The 15906-nt window shown below is 67.7% G+C and carries 14 protein-coding genes; 13 read left to right on the top strand and 1 reads right to left on the bottom strand.

Translation table 11 applies throughout. The features are described 5' to 3' along the window. Positions 1 to 106: 106 nt before the first annotated feature. Positions 107 to 757 carry a GTP pyrophosphokinase gene (locus tag PKE84_RS14510; protein ID WP_373877152.1) on the bottom strand — a complete coding sequence of 217 codons (651 nt, stop codon included), beginning with the start codon at positions 755 to 757 and terminating at the stop codon, positions 107 to 109. A gap of 226 nt (positions 758 to 983) precedes the next feature. Between PKE84_RS14510 and PKE84_RS14505 the strand changes: the two genes are divergently transcribed. The 13 genes from PKE84_RS14505 to PKE84_RS14445 all read left to right on the top strand — a co-directional run bounded on the left by PKE84_RS14505 (position 984) and on the right by PKE84_RS14445 (position 15897). Further along, a complete protein-coding gene (locus PKE84_RS14505; protein WP_271177982.1) occupies positions 984 to 1781 on the top strand; it encodes an ABC transporter ATP-binding protein in 798 nt (265 codons plus the stop codon). Then, the gene (locus tag PKE84_RS14500; protein ID WP_271177981.1) at positions 1763 to 3331 is read left to right on the top strand and encodes a transporter; all 1569 of its coding nucleotides are present in this window, start codon (positions 1763 to 1765) and stop codon (positions 3329 to 3331) included. Before PKE84_RS14505 ends, PKE84_RS14500 begins: the two co-directional genes overlap by 19 nt. 389 nt (positions 3332 to 3720) lie before the next feature. Further along, positions 3721 to 5589: a molecular chaperone DnaK gene (gene dnaK / locus PKE84_RS14495; protein ID WP_271177980.1), complete on the top strand. Its 1869-nt coding sequence runs from the start codon at positions 3721 to 3723 to the stop codon at positions 5587 to 5589. A 2-nt stretch (positions 5590 to 5591) separates the two neighbouring features. Continuing rightward, a complete protein-coding gene (locus PKE84_RS14490; RefSeq protein WP_271177979.1) occupies positions 5592 to 6278 on the top strand; it encodes a nucleotide exchange factor GrpE in 687 nt (228 codons plus the stop codon). 118 nt (positions 6279 to 6396) lie between these two features. After that, entirely contained in the window at positions 6397 to 7383 is a 987-nt protein-coding gene (locus PKE84_RS14485; RefSeq protein WP_271177978.1) for a DnaJ C-terminal domain-containing protein, read from the top strand. 2 nt (positions 7384 to 7385) lie between these two features. Next, positions 7386 to 7799 carry a heat shock protein transcriptional repressor HspR gene (locus tag PKE84_RS14480; protein ID WP_271178022.1) on the top strand — a complete coding sequence of 138 codons (414 nt, stop codon included), beginning with the start codon at positions 7386 to 7388 and terminating at the stop codon, positions 7797 to 7799. 151 nt (positions 7800 to 7950) lie between these two features. Next, the gene (locus PKE84_RS14475) at positions 7951 to 9213 is read left to right on the top strand and encodes an ABC transporter substrate-binding protein (protein ID WP_271177977.1); all 1263 of its coding nucleotides are present in this window, start codon (positions 7951 to 7953) and stop codon (positions 9211 to 9213) included. 3 nt (positions 9214 to 9216) lie between these two features. After that, a complete protein-coding gene (locus tag PKE84_RS14470) occupies positions 9217 to 10203 on the top strand; it encodes a carbohydrate ABC transporter permease (protein WP_271177976.1) in 987 nt (328 codons plus the stop codon). Then, a complete protein-coding gene (locus tag PKE84_RS14465) occupies positions 10196 to 11053 on the top strand; it encodes a carbohydrate ABC transporter permease (RefSeq protein WP_271177975.1) in 858 nt (285 codons plus the stop codon). Before PKE84_RS14470 ends, PKE84_RS14465 begins: the two co-directional genes overlap by 8 nt. Positions 11054 to 11057: 4 nt before the next feature. Next, complete coding sequence (locus PKE84_RS14460; protein WP_271177974.1) at positions 11058 to 12089, top strand: LacI family DNA-binding transcriptional regulator; 1032 nt, start codon at positions 11058 to 11060, stop codon at positions 12087 to 12089. 194 nt (positions 12090 to 12283) lie between these two features. Further along, positions 12284 to 13468, top strand: a complete 1185-nt coding sequence (locus PKE84_RS14455; RefSeq protein ID WP_271177973.1) for a Gfo/Idh/MocA family protein — start codon at positions 12284 to 12286, stop codon at positions 13466 to 13468. 195 nt (positions 13469 to 13663) lie between these two features. After that, positions 13664 to 14707: an L-threonine 3-dehydrogenase gene (gene tdh / locus PKE84_RS14450; RefSeq protein ID WP_271177972.1), complete on the top strand. Its 1044-nt coding sequence runs from the start codon at positions 13664 to 13666 to the stop codon at positions 14705 to 14707. Beyond that, the gene (locus PKE84_RS14445) at positions 14707 to 15897 is read left to right on the top strand and encodes a glycine C-acetyltransferase (protein ID WP_271177971.1); all 1191 of its coding nucleotides are present in this window, start codon (positions 14707 to 14709) and stop codon (positions 15895 to 15897) included. Before tdh ends, PKE84_RS14445 begins: the two co-directional genes overlap by 1 nt. The last annotated feature ends 9 nt before the right edge of the window (positions 15898 to 15906 follow it).

Raw genomic sequence — 15906 nt, 5'->3', positions numbered from 1 at the left:
CTCTCCGCTCCGGGCTCAGGAGACGACCTCCCGGCAGAACCTGATCAGGCTAGCGTCTGCCGCCGCCCGTTATCAAGACCCTGGATCAAGACCCTGGATCAAGACCTCAGATCGCGATCGCCCGCGACTGGACCGCGCCGCCGCGCACCTGACGGTGCAACTTCTCCATCGTCACGTCGAGCTCGTTGGCCGTCGCCGCCGCGTCCGTGAGGTCGCTCAGCAGCCCGGCGGGCACGTCCCCGTCGTACTTGTAGTAGATCTTGTGCTCGAGGCTCGCCCAGAAGTCCATGGCGACCGTGCGCAGCTGAACCTCGACGGGCACCAGCACGCTGCCCTCGCTGAGGAACACCGGGATCTCGAGGATCACGTGCAGGCTCTTGTAGCCGTTCGGCTTGGGGTTGGCGATGTAGTCCTTCACCTTGACGATGTGCACGTCTTCTTGCGCCGCGAGCAGCTCGTACACCCGGTAGACGTCGGAGACGAAGCTGCAGACGATGCGGACGCCGGCGATGTCGGTGATCGACTTGCGGATCTCGTCGAACGACGGCTCGCACTGCTTGCGGACGATCTTCGCCTCGATGCTCTCCGCCGACTTCAGACGGCTCGAGATGTGCTCGATCGGGTTGTAGTCGTGCAGCTGGGCGAACTCCTCGCGCAGGATGCTCACCTTGGTCGAGATCTCGTCGATACCGAACTTGTACGGCATGATGAAGCGCGCGAAGCTCTCCCGGAATGCGCGCATCTCGAACAGCGTCATCGGGTCGATCTGCTGGAGCGCCAGGATCGCGCGCTCCGACAGGAGGGGTTCGCCGGGTTCAGCTGCGAGAGGTTCCGAAGTCACGCATTCGACGCTAGCGAAGCCGCTTGTGGGCCCGGTGTGAAAGCCTCGGTGTGAAAGTAAAGCGACCACCGCTCGGCCTCTTTGCCCGGGGGTGGACCGCTTGTACTGTTGGCGGAGTTGTCACCGACGAACGGGAAGCCGAATGAGCAGAGTCAACGCCGCGAGCGAGCTACCACCGCATGACCCGGGCACTGCGTTGAGCATCCGGAACCTGCACAAGAGCTTCGGCTCGAAGGCGGCCGTCGACGGCATCGACCTGGATGTGCCGAGCGGGAGCTTCTACGGGCTGGTCGGCCCGAACGGCGCGGGGAAGACCACGACGCTCAGCATGGCGACGGGGCTGCTGCGCCCGGATGGCGGCCAGGTGTCGATCCACGGCGTCGATGTGTGGCGCGACCCGATCGCGGCCAAGTCGATGGTCGGCGTGCTCTCCGACGGCGTGCGGCTGTTCGACCGCCTCACCGGAACGCAGCTCGTGGAGTACGCCGGGCTGCTCAGCGGCATGGATCGCCCGACGGCCACGCAGCGCACGGCCGACCTGTTGAAGCTCCTCGATCTCGAGAAGGACGGCGGCACGCTCGTCGTCGACTACTCCGCCGGCATGACGAAGAAGATCGCGCTCGCCTGCGCCATGGTGCACGCACCCCGGCTGCTCGTGCTCGATGAGCCGTTCGAGTCGGTCGATCCGGTGTCCGCGGCGAACATCCGCGACATCCTGGCCGGTTTCGTCCGCGGCGGCGGCACGGTGATCGTGTCGTCTCACGTGATGGATCTCGTGCAGCGGATGTGCGACCACGTCGCCGTGATCACCGCAGGCCGCGTCGTCGCATCCGGAACCGTTGACGACGTGCGCGGCGCGTCCACGCTGGAAGACCGGTTCGTCGAGCTGGTCGGCGGCCGTCGCGTCGGGGAGGGGCCGGAGTGGTTGCAACACTCGTAAGGCTGCGGCTTCTCGTCCTCCGCAACTCGTTCCGGCGCAGCACGAGCCAGCTCGTCGCCGTGATCATCGGCGCGGTCTACGGCCTCGGGATGCTCTTCGCGGCGATCCTCGGCCTGTTCTTCCTCAATCTCGCGCCGGTCGACGTCGTGCGCACGGTCGTCGTGCTCGCCGGCTCGGCCGCTGTGCTCGGCTGGGTGATCTTCCCGCTGTTCCTGGGCGGGGAGCAGACGCTCGATCCGTCGCATCTGGCGGTGTACCCGATCCCGCTGAATCAGCTGCTGACCGGGATGCTGCTGAGCGGCATCGTCGGGGTGCCCGGCGCGGTGACCACCATCGCCGCGCTCGCGACGTTCGGCTCGTGGCTCCGGATGCCGGGGGTCGCGCTGATCGCGCTCGTCACCGGTGCGCTGGGGGCGGTCACCTGCGTCGTCGCCGCGCGGGCGGTCACCTCGGTCTCGAGCGGGCTCTCGTCCGGGCGACGATTCCGGGAGGCCAGCGGCCTGCTCATCATGATCCCGCTCATCCTGGCCGGTCCGATCATCATCGGCATCACACAGGGCCTGCGCAGCACGGCAGACGGCCTGCCCGGCGTCGCCGATGCGCTGTCGTGGACGCCGCTCGGCGCGGTCTGGGCCGTCCCCTCGTCGGTCGCGCTCGGCGATCCGGTCGGGGCGCTGCTGCGGCTGCTCATCGCGCTCGCGACGCTCGGGGTGCTGCTCGCGCTCTGGCGCTGGGGGCTGACCCGCTCGCTCGTCACCCCGGCGCACTCGGCGTCGCGCACCCGGGCGAGCAGCAGCCTCGGCCTGTTCGGGCTGTTCCCGGGCACGCAGACAGGCGCCATCGCGGCTCGATCCCTGACCTACTGGTTCCGTGACCCGCGGTATCTGCGGCAGCTGATCGTCATCCCGCTGCTGCCGCTGCTGCTCTGGTTCTACGCCAGCCTCAACAACAGCTCCGGCTTCCTCATCGCGTCGGGCCCGATCGTGGCCTTCCTGCTCGGGATCTCGCTGCTCGCGGACGTCTCGCTCGACTCGACGGCGTTCGCGCTCCACATGTCCAAGGCGGTCCCGGGCAGCGCAGACCGTCTCGGCCGCGCGTCGGCCGTGCTGGTGTTCGCGATCCCGATCGTGCTGCTGCTGACCATCCTCCCCGCCGCCCTTCAAGACGGCTGGCTGGCGCTCCCCGGCCTCCTCGGGCTGGCCTTCGGGCTGCTGCTGAGCGGCTTGGCGGTGTCGTCGGTCACCTCGGCGCTCTTCGTCTTCCCAGTGCCGGCGCCCGGTGACAACCCGTTCCGTTCGCGTCCCGGCTCGAACGTTGCCAACGTCGGGGCCACGTTCGTGTCGTGGGCCGTTCTGGCGGTGCTCTGCCTGCCGGAGGCGGTGCTGCTGATCGTCTCGCTGGTCACGCAGGAGGCGATCTGGGGGTGGGTCGGACTCGTGGTGGGCGCCGTGCTCGGCGCCGTGCTGCTCGCCGTCGGCGTGCGCGTCGGCGGCCGCCTGCTCGAGGCCCGCGCGCCCGAGTTGCTGATCCAGCTCGGCAAAGAGGCGTAGCGGCGGGCGCACGCGGCACCCCGGCGCAGGCACAGGATGCGCGCCGGTGGCCATCCTGTGCCTGGGCATTCGTCGGGTATTAGTCGGGGAGGCCATCCGGTCGTTTGCCAGTAACGGTGGCTAGGACGACGGCTCAGCCACCACTACTGGCAAACGACGCGTTGCGGCCATGGGCGCCGAAACGGTGCGGAAGCAGCGCGGCCGGGGCGAGAGAAAAGCGCGCGCCCGAGGAATGAAAAGACGGTGCACAAAGTTGAGTTAAGTACGCTCAAGTTTCGACCGGTCGTCTTGACAACCCGGATGCCCGATGAAACACTTGAGCCATCAAGACTCAAGTCTTGACCCTGACTTTCAGAGCAACACCCGCAACAACAAGGAGAGAAGCACATATGTCACGTGCAGTAGGAATCGACCTCGGAACCACGAACTCCGTCGTCTCGGTCCTCGAGGGTGGCGAGCCCACCGTCATCGCCAACGCCGAAGGCTTCCGCACGACCCCGTCGGTCGTCGCCTTCACCAAGGACGGCGAGGTGCTGGTCGGCGAGACCGCCAAGCGCCAGGCCGTCACCAACGTCGACCGCACGATCGCCTCCGTCAAGCGCCACATGGGCACCGACTGGACGGTCGAGATCGACGGCAAGAAGTACACGCCGCAGGAGATCTCCGCGCGCATCCTGGCCAAGCTGAAGCGCGACGCCGAGCAGTACCTGGGTGACACCGTGACGGATGCCGTCATCACCGTTCCCGCGTACTTCAACGACGCCGAGCGCCAGGCCACCAAGGAGGCCGGCGAGATCGCGGGCCTCAACGTGCTCCGCATCATCAACGAGCCGACCGCCGCTGCGCTCGCCTACGGCCTCGACAAGGGCAAGGAAGACGAGCTCATCTTGGTCTTCGACCTCGGTGGTGGAACGTTCGACGTCTCCCTCCTCGAGGTGGGCAAGGACGACGACTTCTCGACCATCCAGGTGCGCGCCACCGCCGGTGACAACCGCCTCGGTGGTGACGACTGGGACCAGCGCGTCGTCGAGTGGCTCATCAAGCGCTTCAAGGACAGCACCGGCGTCGACGTCTCGAAGGACAAGATCGCCCTCCAGCGTCTGAAGGAGGCCGCGGAGCAGGCCAAGAAGGAGCTGTCGTCGAGCATGTCGACCAGCATCCAGCTGCCGTACCTGTCGCTCACCGAGAACGGTCCGGCCAACCTCGACGAGACGCTCACCCGCGCCCAGTTCGAGCAGATGACCAGCGACCTCCTCGACCGCACCAAGAAGCCGTTCCAGGACGTCATCCGTGAGGCCGGCATCAAGGTGTCCGACATCGCGCACGTCGTGCTCGTCGGTGGCTCCACGCGTATGCCCGCCGTGAGCGAGCTCGTGAAGCAGGAGACCGGTGGCAAGGACCCCAACAAGGGCGTGAACCCGGATGAGGTCGTCGCCGTCGGCGCCGCCCTGCAGGCCGGTGTCCTCAAGGGCGAGCGCAAGGATGTGCTGCTCATCGACGTCACCCCCCTGAGCCTCGGTATCGAGACCAAGGGCGGCATCATGACCAAGCTCATCGACCGCAACACGGCCATCCCGACCAAGCGCAGCGAGACCTTCACCACGGCAGACGACAACCAGCCGTCCGTCGCCATCCAGGTCTTCCAGGGCGAGCGCGAGTTCACCCGGGACAACAAGCCGCTCGGCACCTTCGAGCTGACCGGTATCGCCCCGGCTCCCCGCGGCATCCCGCAGGTCGAGGTCACGTTCGACATCGACGCCAACGGCATCGTGCACGTGTCCGCCAAGGACAAGGGCACCGGCAAGGAGCAGTCGATGACGATCACCGGTGGCTCGTCGCTGCCGAAGGACGACATCGAGCGCATGGTGCGCGAGGCCGAGGAGCACGCAGCCGAGGACAAGAAGCGCCGTGAGACCGCCGAGACCCGCAACACGGCCGAGCAGCTCGCCTACTCGATCGAGAAGCTGATCAAGGACAACGAAGACAAGCTCCCCGAGGACGTCAAGAACGAGGTCCAGGGCGACGTCGACGCGCTGAAGAGCGCACTCGCCGGCGACGACGAGGACGCGGTGAAGACCGCGTACGACAAGCTCAACGCGAGCCAGCAGAAGCTGGGCGAGGCGATCTACTCGTCGAGCCAGGCCGACGCTGCCGCCGGTGAGCAGGCTCCGGCCGGCGAGCAGGCCGAGGGCGAGACCTCGTCCGACGACGAGGACGTCATCGACGCCGAGGTCGTCGAGGACGAGGAGAAGAAGTAAGCATGTCCGACCAGAACCCCAACGGACAGGACTCGAACGAGCCTGAGCACGAGGAGCCGATCATCCGCGACAAGCGGCGCATCGACCCCGAGACCGGAAAGGTTCGGCAGCCGGCTGACGGGGCGGAGGACGCGTCTTCGGACGCGGCCTCCGACCCCGACCTCGCCCACGAGGAGCTCGTGGACGTCGGGCCGACCGAGGGCGGCGACGGCTTCGCGTCACTCCTGAGCGACGACGACCTCGACCTGCTCAGCGGTCAGGCGACCGCCGACCAGCTGGCCGCCGAGCGGCTCGCGGATCTGCAGCGGGTCACCGCCGAGTACGCGAACTACCGCAAGCGCACCGAGGCGAACCGCGAGGTCGAGCGCGAGCGCGCGATCGGCGACACAGTGAAGGGACTCCTTCCGGTGCTCGACGATCTGGACCGGGCTGAGAAGCACGGCGACCTCGAGGAGGGCAGCGCGTTCGCGACCATCGCGGCCAAGCTGCGCACCACGGTCGAGCGTCTCGGGCTCACCTCGTACGGCGCCGCAGGCGACCCGTTCGATCCGCAGATCCACGAGGCGATCTTCCAGCAGCCGAGTGCCGATGTGACGGCCGACACCGTCGCCGATGTGGTCGAGACGGGCTATCAGCTCGGGTCGACGATCGTGCGCGTGGCCAAGGTCGTCGTGGCGGTCCCCGCTTAGACGGAACATGCGGCCGGGGAGCGAAGGGATGAACATCCCACCGCTCCCCGGCTTCACAATGCACACTTCATTCAGGCAACATCAGACACAGCAGCAGCAGACGTAGAGAGGAGGCGCCGTGGCAAGCCAGGATTGGTTCGACAAGGACTTCTACAAGGTCCTTGGTGTCTCCAAAGACGTCACCCCGGCGGAACTCAAGAAGGTCTACCGCAAGCTCGCACGCAAGTACCACCCCGACTCGAATCCGGGTGACGCGGCGGCGGAGGCCAAGTTCAAGGAGATCAGCGAGGCCCACTCGGTGCTCGGTGACCCGGAGCAGCGCAAGGAGTACGACCAGATCCGCGCGATGGGCTCCGGCGCCCGCTTCACCGCCCCCGGTTCGGCCGGCCAGGGCGGCTTCGACGACGTGTTCGGCGGGATGTTCGGTCAGGGTGGCGGCGCTCGCGGTTACACGACCCAGCAGGGCGGCAACTTCGACGACGTCTTCAGCGGCCTGTTCGGCAACGGCGGCTTCGGCTCGTCGAGCGGCGGCTACCGCGGTTACGGCGGACCGACCCGTGGACGCGACGTGACCGCGCACACCACCATCGACTTCCTCACCGCGACCAGGGGCGAGACGATCACGCTGCAGGCGTCGGACGGCAAGCCGATCAAGGTGAAGATCCCCGCCGGTGTCGCCGACGGTCAGAAGATCAAGCTGCGCGGCAAGGGCCAGCCGAGCCCGGATGGCGGCGAGGCCGGCGACATCGTGCTGACGGTCAGCGTCCGCAAGCATCCGGTGTTCGAGCGCGACGGCCTGAACCTGCGGGTGAACGTGCCGGTCACCTTCACCGAGGCCGCTCTCGGAGCGACCATCGAGGTTCCGACGCTTGGTGGAGATCCAGTCAAGCTCCGCGTCGCGCCCGGCACGCCGAGCGGCCGCGTGCTGCGCGTCAAGGGTCGCGGAGTGCAGACGGCCAAGGGCACGGGCGACCTGCTCGCCGTCGTGCAGGTGGCCGTGCCGTCGCACCTCTCCGCCGAGGCGGAGGAGGCGCTCAAGTCGTTCGCCGAGAAGCTCCCCGACGAGAACCCGCGCGACGACCTCCTGGCGAGAGCACGCGGATGATGATGGACGAGAACAGCCAGGTCTTCGTGATCTCGATCGCGGCCGAGCTCGCGGGGATGCACCCGCAGACGCTCCGGCAGTACGACCGGCTCGGACTCGTCAGCCCCACCCGCACGTCGGGGAAGTCGCGACGGTACTCGATGCGCGATGTGGCCAAGCTGCAGGAGATCGCCCGGCTCGGTGGAGAGGGCGTGAGCCTCGAGGGCATCCGCCGCATCCTCGAGCTGGAAGACCAGGTGGGCGCACTGACCTCGCGCGTCCATGAGCTGGAGAGCGCGCTCGCCGACGAGCTGCTCAACCGCCCGGGCCGCCGCGTCTTCGCGGCGGGCTCGGAGGGCGAGGTCATCTCGATGCGCGCGGGCACCCGCGTGCGCCGCAGCAACCAGATCGTCGTCTGGCGCCCGCTCGAGCGCTGAATTCGTCGTCGCTCTTCAATGCAATCGAACCGCGCACCTGCGGTGATCGTTGCTTGACGCATCCGGTGGTCCTTGCCTAGAGTCGCCGTTAATCGATTAACACGTTAATCGATTAACGACCTGGCACCGCCCCACATCAAAGGAGATCGAGATGCGACGCACCACCCACAGATTCCGGATCGCGGCCGCCGTCGCCGCGACTGCGCTGGCCGCCGTCGGCCTGAGCGCCTGCGCGAGCGGCTCGGGCGGCGATGGCGGCAACGTCACGCTGCAGTACGGAATCTGGGACCCGGTGCAGCAGCCGGCGATGGAGAAGATCATCGCCGCGTTCGAGAAGAAGAACCCGGACATCGACGTCAAGATCCAGGTCACCCCGTTCGCCCAGTACTGGACGAAGCTGCAGACCGCAGCGACCGGCGGCAGCGCGCCCGACGTCTTCTGGATGAACGGCCCGAACATCAAGCTCTACGCCTCCAACGGGATGCTCGCACCGCTCGACGACGTCGACGCCGCGAACTACTCCAAGGGGCTCGTCGACATCTACACCTACGACGGCAAGCTCTACGGCGCCCCCAAAGACTTCGACACCATCGGTGTCTGGTACAACAAGAAGCTTTTCGACGCCGCCGGCGTCGCGTACCCCAAAGCCGGCTGGACGTGGGACGACTACCTCGCCGACGCCAAGGCCCTGACGAACAAGAGCGCCGGCGTCTGGGGCAGTGCCGCCGCCCTCAACGACCAGCAGAACTACTACAACACCATCCCGCAGGCCGGTGGCTACGTCATCAGCAAAGACGGCAAGACCTCCGGCTACGACGACCCGGCCTCGCTCAAGGGCATCGAGTTCTGGACGAACCAGATCAAAGACGGCGTCTCGCCGACCCAGCAGCAGATGACCGACACGTCGCCGGAGGACGCGTTCGTCTCCGGCAAGATCGCGATGTACTGGAGCGGGTCCTGGAGCGCCAACAAGTTCGGTCAGGATGCTGCGACCAAAGACCTCGTGAACGTCGCGGCCCTGCCCGCCGGGCCCGAAGGAAACCAGTCGGTCGTGCACGGACTCGCGAATGTCGCCAACGCCAAGTCGGCCCACCTCGACGCCGCGAAGAAGTTCGCCGAGTTCGCCAGCGGCAAAGAAGCCGCCGACATCCAGGCAGAGGCCGGCGCGGTGATCCCCGCGTACAACGGCACCCAGCAGACCTGGGTGGACTCGATGCCGAAGTTCGATCTGAAGATCTTCACCGACGGGCTGAAGACGGCCGTGCCGTATCCCGCCTCGAAGAACACGGCCGCCTGGACGACCATCCAAGACCAGACCCTGTCGCAGGTGTGGGCGCTGAGCGTCTCGCCGGAGGACGGGCTGAAGACGCTGGCCACGAAGATGCAGGCCGCGCTGGACAAAGAGAACAAGTAGCCCATGTCCGTCGCAACCGAATCGCGAGGGCGCACCGTCTCGGCGCCGGGGGTGTCCCCGGCGCCGGGCGGGGCGGCCCCGGCCGCGGGTGGATCCGCGACCCGGCGGCGCAAGAGCCCCTCGGCCTCGCCGTGGTGGGCGCTGCTCTTCATCGGGCCCACCGCCCTCGGCCTGGTCGTCTTCTACCTCTGGCCGACGATCCGCACGTTCATCCTGTCGTTCACCCAGTCGGGCGCTTTCGGCGGTTCGACGTTCGTGGGGCTCGACAACTACTCCCGACTGGTGAGCGATCCGGACCTGCTCGGTGCCCTCGCGAACACGGCGATCTATACGGTCATCGCACTGGTGGGCATCCCGATCGCCGTGGTGATCGCGAGTCTGCTGAACACCAAGGGGCTGGCCGGACGCGGCCTGTACCGCGTGCTGTACTTCCTGCCGGTCGTGACCATGCCGGCCGCGATCGCGCTGGTGTGGCGGATGCTCTACAACGGTGACTACGGCATCCTGAACGAGGCGCTGCGGGTCGTCGGCATCCAGGGGACGAGCTGGCTGACGAACCCGGCGACCGCGCTGTACGCCGTGGCGCTGGTGGGCATCTGGGCGGGGCTCGGCACGAACATCGTGATCTTCCTGGCCGGCCTGCAGTCCATCCCCGACACCGTGATGGAGGCGGCGGATCTCGACGGCGCCGGCCCCGTGCGCAAGTTCTTCTCGATCACGGTGCCGCTGCTCAGCCCGAGCATCTTCTTCGTGAGCGTGATCAGCGTGATCGGCTCGCTGCAGGTGTTCGACCTGGTCTACCTGATGATCGGGCGCACCAACCCGGCCATGCCGGACACGCGCACGATCGTCTACCTCTTCTATCAGGCGGGCTTCCTCGACAACGACCGGGGGTATGCGGCGGCCATCGCGTTCCTCCTGCTGATCATCATCCTGGGGCTGACCGTCGTGCAGTTCCGGCTGCAGAAGAAGTGGGTGCACTATGAGTAGCGTTTCGACCCTCTCGACCAGGGGTTCCGAGCCGCGCCGGCGTCAGCCCTGGCTGGTGCACGGGCTGCTCATCCTCGGGGCGATCGTGATGGTCTTCCCGTTCGTCTGGCAGGTGCTCACCGCGTTCAAGACGTTCAACGGCTCCGTGCAGGTGCCCCCGCAGCTCATCCCGAGCCCGTGGGAGTTCGGCAACTTCGCCAAGGTGTTCGACTCCATGCCGTTCGCGATGATGTTCGTCAACTCCGTGGTGCTGACGATCGGGCGCACCGTCGGACAGGTCGTGCTGTGCACCATGGCGGGCTACGCGTTCGCGCGCATCCCGTTCCGTGGTCGCAACGCGCTGTTCGTCGTGTTCCTCTCGGTGCTGATGGTGCCGTCGCAGCTCTACCTGCTGCCGCAGTACGAGATCGTGCAGTCGCTCGGCTGGCTCAACTCGCTGCAAGGTCTGATCATCCCGGGCATCTTCAGCGCGTTCGGCACCTTCCTGATGCGTCAGTTCTTCATGTCGATGCCTGCCGAGCTCGAAGAGGCGGCGCGCATCGACGGAGCGAGCGTGTGGCAGACGTTCTGGCGGATCATGCTGCCGCTGGCCAAGCCGGGCATCGTGGCCCTGACCGTTTTCACGGTGCTCTGGTCGTGGAACGACCTGCTCTGGCCGCTCGTCATCACGACGGATCCATCGAAGATGCCGCTGTCCGTCGGGCTCTCGCAGCTGGTCGGTCTGCATGGAACCGACTATCCGGTTCTGATGGCTGGCGCGTTGCTCGCGTCCCTTCCTATGCTGATCACGTTCGTCATACTCCAGAAGCAGTTCATCCAGGGCATAGCCTTCTCGGGATCGAAGGGATGAGCCGGTGACGGAAGCAGCGCAGCGCGAGTCGACCCGCCCCACCCTGAAGACAGTGGCGTCGGAGGCCGGGGTCTCGACCGCGACGGTGTCGTACGTGCTCTCGGGCCGTTCCAAGGGCGGCCCAGGCGTGAGCGAGGACACGGCCCGCCGGGTGCACGAGGTGGCTCGACGGCTCAACTATCACCCCAACCGTTCGGCTCAGGCCGTGCGCACCGGGCGCACCGGCGTGGTGCAGTTGTCGCTCCACATGCTCAGCGACCCCTGGTCTCTCGCGGTGGCGGCGGCCGTCAACGCCGCGGCCAACGAGCACGACCTGACGACGATGATCCTCGCCGACGGCGACTGGTTCGGCGCGCTGGAACGTCAGCACGCGGATGTCGCCTACGTCGACGGCATCGGCGCCGACCGGGTCGAGGGCGAACGCAAGCTGGCGGCCCTGGTCGAGCGGGGCCAGAAGCTGGTCGTGTTCGACGAGACCCTGGAGCCCAACGGCTTCGACGTCATCCGGTCGGATGCGCTTCCCGGAGCGAGGCTCGCGGTCGAGCACCTGCTCGAGAGGCACACGGACGTGGCCTGTCTCACGACGCGCGGCTCGTTCGAGTCGCGGGGCGAGACCCGCTACTCGGCGTATCGGGATGCGCTGGCCGAGCGCGGCATCGCGGTGCGACCCGAGTGGGTCGGCTTCTTCGAAGACACCCAGGCGAGCGCGTTCACGGCGGCGCTCGAGGTGCTCTCGCGCGACGACCGGCCGACTGCGCTGTACGCGACGACGGACTTCGCGGCGATCGCGGCCATCAACGCCGCCCACCGGCTCGGGATGCGCGTGCCGGACGACGTCGCGGTCATCGGCGTCGGCAATACACCGGATGGCAGCCTGATCCAGCCCGCGCTCTCGACCGTCGGCCCTACCGACTTCTACCGGCGGCAGGCGGAGATCATCGTCGACCGAGCCCTGGAGGGCCGCGGCGAACCGGAGCCCGGTGAGCTGCACGTCTTCGAGTGGTCGCTCATCGTGCGCGAGTCGACCGGGGCCTAGGCAGGTCGCCCCGGGCCGTCGGCGGCGCTCCGGCACCCCGGCGCTCCGGCGCTCCGGCGGCATCGTGGATGCCGCCTCCCGTGCGAATCGGCGCACCGAGCGCTCGACTGCACCATCGCACCACCGCACCATCGCACCATCCATCACCACCGCACCACCCATCACCATCAGCACCACAACCGAAGGAGTTTTTCGTGGACGTCAAAATCGGGGTCGTCGGATTCGGGCTGCGAGGGCACCTGGCCCTCGAGGCGCATCGGCCGGGGGCCGGGTCCGCCGTCGTCGCCGTGTGCGACCTGAGCGAACGATCGCGCGAAGAGGCGCTGGCGGCGTTCCCGGATGCCGCCGTCACCGCGAGCCTCGAGGAGTTCCTCGCGCTCGATCTCGACGCGGTCATGGTACTCACGCCGGACGACCAGCACGCGGCGGTCGCCATCCCGGCCCTGGAGGCGGGGTTCGCCGTGTTCTGCGAGAAGCCGCTGGCGATCTCGATCGAGGACTGTGACCGCATCCTCGAAGCGGCTCACCGCACCGGCTCGCGCCTCTACGTCGGGCACAACATGCGTCACATGCCGGTGATCGCGCTGATGCGCAGCCTCATCCAGGAGGGCCGCATCGGCGAGGTCAAGGCCATCTGGTGCCGGCACTTCGTCGGCAACGGCGGCGACTTCTACTTCAAGGACTGGCACGCCGACCGCTCCAAGTCGGTCGGGCTGCTGCTGCAGAAGGGCGCTCACGACATCGACGTGATCCACTGGCTGGCCGGGGGCTACTCGAGCCGGGTGCAGGCGATCGGGTCGCTGAGCGTCTACGGCGACATCGACGACCGCCGCGACCGATCGGGTGAGCGGATGCGCGACTGGTTCAGCCTCGACAACTGGCCGCCCACGGCCGCCGAGGGCCTCAACCCGGTGATCGACGTCGAGGACATCTCGCAGGTGAACATGGTGCTCGACAACGGAGCCCTGGCCTCGTACCAGCAGTGCCACTTCACACCGGACTACTGGCGCAACTACACGGTGATCGGTACGGAGGGGCGCATCGAGAACTTCGGCGACGAGTCCGGGGCCGAGGTCAAGCTGTGGAACCGGCGGCACCAGGGGGCGGCGCCGGCGGACGAGACGTTCGTGGTGCCGGAGGCGGTGGGCGGCCACGGTGGCGCCGACGGCCTGCTCATCACCGAGTTCGTTCGCTTCGTGCGCGACGGCGGCGCGACGGAGACGTCGCCGGTCGCGGCACGCAACGCGGTGGCGGCCGGTGTCGTCGCCACGGAATCGCTGCGCGGCGACGGCCGCACGCTCCCCGTCCCGACCCTCGTCCCCGAGCTGATCGACTACTTCGACCAGGGCCAGCCCGCGCGGAGTGCCGCCTCCCGCTGAGCGCGCGGCCGAAGGCCGAATGCCTTTCGTCGAGGGGCGGCTAACGCATCCAAAACCGCCGTTTTGGCTGCGTTAGCCGCCCTTCAACGGGAAGAGACGACTCGGCGCGCGCCGCGTAGGCTTACTGCGGTGAATCCGCAGCCTCACGAGGGCCGCGCGCACCATGAACACAGAATTCCTACAAGGAAGGTGGCGATGAAGGCGCTGTTCAAAAGCGAGGCCGCACCAGGCCTCGAACTGGTCGACGTACCAGAACCCGAGATCGGTCCGGAGGACGTCAAGATCCGCGTGCTCCGCACCGGCATCTGCGGAACCGATCTGCACATCCAGCGCTGGGACGACTGGGCGGCCTCCGCTGTGAAGGCCCCCCTCATCCCCGGCCACGAATTCTTCGGCGAGGTCGTCGAGGTCGGCCCCCTCGTGCACGACGTCGCCCTCGGCGACCTGGTCTCCGGCGAGGGGCACATCGTCTGCGGCACCTGCCGCAATTGCCGCGCCGGACGCCGCCAGATGTGCATCCGGACTCAGGGGCTGGGCGTTCAGCGCAACGGGGCGTTCGCCGAGTTCCTCACGCTGCCGGCCACCAACGTCTGGGTGCATCACAGCGCGATCGAGCCCGAGGTGGGCGCGCTGTTCGACCCCCTCGGCAACGCCGTCCACACCGCACTCGCGTTCCCGGTCGTCGGCGAAGACGTGCTGGTGACCGGATGCGGCCCGATCGGTCTCATGGCGATCGCAGTCGCGCGGCACGTGGGCGCCCGGTTCATCGTCGGAACGGACGTCAGCGCATCCCGTCTCGCGCTCGCGATGGGGATGGGAGCGGACTTCACGGTCGACGTCTCGCAGGCCCCCATCCGGTCGGCGCAGGAGGCGCTCGGGATGCGCGAAGGCTTCGACGTCGGCTTCGAGATGAGCGGCGCACCGACGGCCCTCCCGCAGATGATCGAGAACATGAACCACGGCGGTCGCGTCGCGATGCTCGGCCTGCCGTCGTCGCAGATCGCGGTCGACTGGGGCATCGTCGTCACCCACATGCTCACGCTCAAGGGGATCTATGGGCGCGAGATGTTCGAGACCTGGAACGCGATGGGTGCCATGCTGCAGACCAGCGAGGTGCTGCGCACGGCGATCGCGTCGATCGTCTCCGACCGGTTCGCGGCGCGCGACTGGCAGGACGGATTCGCCGCGGCGGCTGCCGGCGGCGGAGGCAAGGTCATCCTCGACTGGACGGAGCTCTGATGTACGGAACGTTTCGCGAACACGTCGCGGCCCAGCTGGCGGAGATCGAGGAGGCCGGGCTCACCAAGCACGAGCGCAGCATCCTGGGTCCGCAGGCGGCGCTGATCACGGCCGACGGCGCCCAGGTGCTCAACTTCTGCGCCAACAATTACCTGGGACTCGCGGACCACCCCGCACTCGTCACCGCGGCGAAACGCGCGCTCGACGAGTGGGGATACGGACTCGCGAGCGTGCGCTTCATCTGCGGAACCCAGGAGCAGCACCTCGAACTGGAGCGCCGCGTCTCGCAGTTCCTCGGAACCGAGGCGACCATCCTGTTCTCGTCGTGCTTCGATGCGAACGGCGGCGTCTTCGAGACGCTGTTCTCCGCCGAGGACGCGATCATCTCCGACGAGCTCAACCACGCGTCGATCATCGACGGCATCCGGCTGTCGAAGGCCAAGCGCTACCGCTACAAGAACCGCGACATGGCCGACCTGCGCGCGCAGCTCGTCGCGGCTCAGGCGGCGGATGCCCGGCACACGGTCATCGTGACCGACGGGGTCTTCTCGATGGACGGCTACATCGCACCCCTGAGCGAGATCTGCGACCTCGCCGACGAGTTCGGTGCGCTGGTCTTCGTCGATGACTCGCACGCGGTCGGTTTCGTGGGCGAGCACGGGCGGGGCACACCGGAGTTCTGCGGTGTGGCCGACCGGGTCGACATCTACACCGGAACCTTCGGCAAGGCGCTGGGTGGAGCATCCGGCGGCTATGTGTCGTCGCGCCAGGAGATCGTTGATCTGCTGCGCCAGCGCGCGCGTCCGTATCTCTTCTCGAACACGCTCGCGCCGTCGATCGTCGCCGGTACGCTGGCCGCGCTCGACCTGCTCGAGCAGTCGGACGGCCTGCGGTCGCAGCTCATCGCGAACGCCTACCTGTTCCGGTCGCTGATGACGGATGCCGGCTTCGAGCTGCTCGAGGGTGAGCATCCGATCGTTCCCGTGATGTTCGGGGATGCGGCGCTCACCGCGCGCATGGCCGACGAGATGCAGAAGCGCGGGGTGTACGTGACGGCGTTCTCGTTCCCGGTGGTCCCGCGCGGCAAGGCGCGGATCCGGGTGCAGCTCTCCGCAGCGCACACCGACGACGAGATCCGTCGCTGCGTCGACGCCTTCGTCGCCGCCCGCGACGCCGTCGCCGCCGCCTGAGCGATTCGC

Origin of the sequence: Leifsonia poae (genome assembly GCF_027921845.1) — a bacterium.
In the GTDB taxonomy this organism is placed as follows: Bacteria; Actinomycetota; Actinomycetes; order Actinomycetales; family Microbacteriaceae; genus Leifsonia; species Leifsonia poae.
Note: the sequence above shows the minus strand (reverse complement) of the source record. Positions and strands in the feature narration are given on the sequence as shown.

Coding starts and splice junctions, on each gene's coding strand:
- PKE84_RS14510 (WP_373877152.1), bottom strand. CDS start 757: ATGACGCTGTTCGAGATGCGCGCATTCCGGGAGAGCTTCGCGCGCTTC.
- PKE84_RS14505 (WP_271177982.1), top strand. CDS start 984: ATGAGCAGAGTCAACGCCGCGAGCGAGCTACCACCGCATGACCCGGGC.
- dnaK (WP_271177980.1), top strand. CDS start 3,721: ATGTCACGTGCAGTAGGAATCGACCTCGGAACCACGAACTCCGTCGTC.
- PKE84_RS14490 (WP_271177979.1), top strand. CDS start 5,592: ATGTCCGACCAGAACCCCAACGGACAGGACTCGAACGAGCCTGAGCAC.
- PKE84_RS14480 (WP_271178022.1), top strand. CDS start 7,386: ATGGACGAGAACAGCCAGGTCTTCGTGATCTCGATCGCGGCCGAGCTC.
- PKE84_RS14475 (WP_271177977.1), top strand. CDS start 7,951: ATGCGACGCACCACCCACAGATTCCGGATCGCGGCCGCCGTCGCCGCG.
- PKE84_RS14470 (WP_271177976.1), top strand. CDS start 9,217: ATGTCCGTCGCAACCGAATCGCGAGGGCGCACCGTCTCGGCGCCGGGG.
- PKE84_RS14465 (WP_271177975.1), top strand. CDS start 10,196: ATGAGTAGCGTTTCGACCCTCTCGACCAGGGGTTCCGAGCCGCGCCGG.
- tdh (WP_271177972.1), top strand. CDS start 13,664: ATGAAGGCGCTGTTCAAAAGCGAGGCCGCACCAGGCCTCGAACTGGTC.
- PKE84_RS14445 (WP_271177971.1), top strand. CDS start 14,707: ATGTACGGAACGTTTCGCGAACACGTCGCGGCCCAGCTGGCGGAGATC.